At 35.7% G+C, this 2917-nt stretch carries 2 protein-coding genes; one reads left to right on the top strand and one right to left on the bottom strand.

All coding sequences use genetic code 11. The annotated features are described in order from the left end of the window. Nucleotides 1-456: 456 nt before the first annotated feature. On the top strand, nucleotides 457-759 hold the full coding sequence (locus F6K18_RS35865; protein ID WP_287528115.1) for a hypothetical protein: 303 nt from the start codon (nucleotides 457-459) through the stop codon (nucleotides 757-759). Here F6K18_RS35865 and F6K18_RS35870 read toward each other — a convergent pair. After that, entirely contained in the window at nucleotides 754-1926 is a 1173-nt protein-coding gene (locus tag F6K18_RS35870; protein ID WP_287528119.1) for a calcium-binding protein, read from the bottom strand. The genes F6K18_RS35865 and F6K18_RS35870 overlap by 6 nt on opposite strands. Nucleotides 1927-2917 lie beyond the last annotated feature (991 nt).

A 2917-nucleotide genomic window follows, 5' to 3' on the forward strand; every position in this document is an offset into this window, starting at 1 on the left:
GTGAGACTTAAAAAATAATTGCCGACCATAATATATTCCCATGTTAGTGAGCTTGTGAGACTGTTCACATAAGAATGTTAAAATAGCAATTAATTCGGGATTTTTACCTACTAAAACTTGCTGACAAGAGTACATTTGAAACGGGGATTGGAAATTTTATTGTGGGTAATAATAGCACAGGACCACTTTGGTTGTCTAGTCTAAACAACTCACTCGTTTTCATCCCCTGTGTTTTAACACAGGGGCCTTCAACGTTGCTTTTCGGTAAATTAAAATTGCATAAGTAAATATGCTTAAGGTAGAATATCGCTGTAACTAATTTCAAATCAAATTAATATCTAGAAAAAGCAAGATATTTTTGAATTATCCATACGAGGACAAATTGATTTAGAGCCTGGTATTTATATGAATAGGTAAAAACTGATTAAAATAATTTTTTGATATTAATTGATAATTATGGATACAAATACAGACAATCAGTCAACACAATTACACAATGATTTACAATCATTGACACATTCACTAAGAGCTTTAGCAAAAAATCATCACGACGATCCAATGGCAATGTTGGCTATACTACGAACTCTGGAAGGTTTACATCAAGAACTCAGAGAAGGTTTATTTCAACAAGTATTACCAGATAATCGTCAAGCACTCTACAATTTACTTAAAGATATTGAAGCAAAGGGAGGTTGGCCTTATATTCCCCGATTAAGACTACGCTCTATTTTAGAAAATTGGTCTGATGAAGATTTATAAAATTTCTTGGTCTGATGTAGATTCAGGTAAAGCTTGAGTAACATCTGTAAAGTCTTCTTCTGTAATTATTGAAGCTGGAACGTTGACTAATACTGCTAATAATCTACCATTATCAATAGTAATTAATGTATCTCGGAAATTTAAACCAGTTCCCTGTTCAAAAGTTAAATCGCCAAAAGTTAAGTCACCATCTAAGGCCAAGAAATCTTCCAAAGGACTAAAATCATTAATCACATCAATATTACCTAATTCTCCAGGTAACACAAATATATCGGAACCTTCGCCCCCGGTTAAGGTATCTTCTCCAGCATCTCCAAATAATATATCGTTGCCTCGATCGCCTAACAAGGAGTCATTACCATCACTACCTTGAAGTGTATCATTATCCTTTCCACCAAATAATGTATCGTCACCAATACCACCAATAACTAAGTCATTATTCGCGTCACCAAAGAGGGAGTCGTTTTCTTGTTCTCCAAAAATTGTATCATTACCCTTTCCACCGCGAAGATTGTCCAAATTGTCTCCACCAAAAACTTGGTCGTTACCTCTATTGCCGTTAATAAAATCACTGCCATTAACTCCAAATAGAGTATCATCACCTGCTTCTCCAAATAGAGTATCATTACCACTACCTCCATCTAGAGAGTCATTACCGTCACCACCAAAAAGAGAATCATTTCCTATACTGCCATTTCCAATATCATCTCCACTATCTCCAAATATTGCGTCATCGTCAATATTTCCAAAGAGACTATCATTACCTTGACTACCTCTTAATGTATCGTTACCATCTCCTCCAGTAACTAAATCAATTCCTTCATTACCAATTACGGAGTCATCTCCAGTCTGTCCAAATAACGAGTCGTTGCCGTCTTCTCCTGCTAAAAAATCATTTCCCGGACCACCTTCAATACTATCATCTCCAAGACCGCCTAATGCTGAGTCGCGGCCATCTTCTCCTTGTAATAAATCATTATCTTCACCACCAATTAAAGAGTCCGATCCAATGCCACCAATAACTTCATCTTCTCCTTCTCCACCATCTTGAGTATCATCTCCTGCTTCACCAAAAATGGTATCATTTCCACCAAACCCTTCCATTAGGTCAGGTTCTGGAGAACCTATTAAGAGGTTATCGTTGTTATCTCCTGATATATTGGCCATACTTTGGATACTCCTATGTTACTAATAATTTGATTGTTGAGTAAAGTCAGGTTTAAGTAGGTAGGTGGGAAAATTTACAAGTAGGTCATTGCGACTGGAACGGAGTGGAAGGAAGCAATTTCAATGGTTTTGACTTCGTTACATAATGAGGTTTATTCGTACCTACCTACTTATAGAACAACGCAAAAATGTTCTAAATTTTAGGATGGCATTTTTTTCATATTTTGCATTGAATTTTGGCAATGAATGTCCCCCTCTATCCTTACAAGTTACTTGTGACTGAAAACTCAACTATTTTGTTTCCTATTTCTGTCAGCATTCAGTATGTTTTGTGAATTCAAATCCACATTAGTTGAATAGTTAAAGTTGGCGAATATTTTCTAAGTTTGACTGTGAATTGTAATTCAAAATATTAATACTAATTCCTGCTTGATTTAGTTATAAATTTTAGGGATGATAGCCGAATACTTTCCTAACACTTAATTGTTAATTTTATAAGGTTATGGAATACAGAAATATTAGTTATGTAAACTTGCTCGGGGAAACTTTTAAAATTATTACTGCTATATATTTACCGAAAAATTGTGGTCTAAAGCCTCCCTTTTTAAGGGTATAAAAAGCGGTCTATCTTCGGAGCTTCCCTAAGAATGGGATGGCGAGGAAACCTGCGCCATATCAAATCGACCAAGAGTAAAGATAATATTCCTTATATCAAGTCTCCTTATTGCAAGAGGTACTGAAGTCTGAAGTTCCGACCTTATGAGGTTAACTGAAGTCCGTAGCTTCAACCTTATGAGGCTAACTGATAACTGATAACTTAAATTACCTCTCTTGATTATAGATTTACCAAGAAATTGTGCTCTAATATCATGTCCGGTTAAACAGTGATAAATAAATAACTAGGGAGTCCTCAGGAGTCAGTCCTCAGGAGTCAGGAGGAAAGAGGGAAGAAAGAAGAACAACTGGAGTTGAAGGAGAAAGTTTTTTTATA

This window comes from Okeania sp. SIO2C2 (assembly GCF_010692625.1).
Taxonomy (GTDB): domain Bacteria; phylum Cyanobacteriota; class Cyanobacteriia; order Cyanobacteriales; family Microcoleaceae; genus Okeania; species Okeania hirsuta.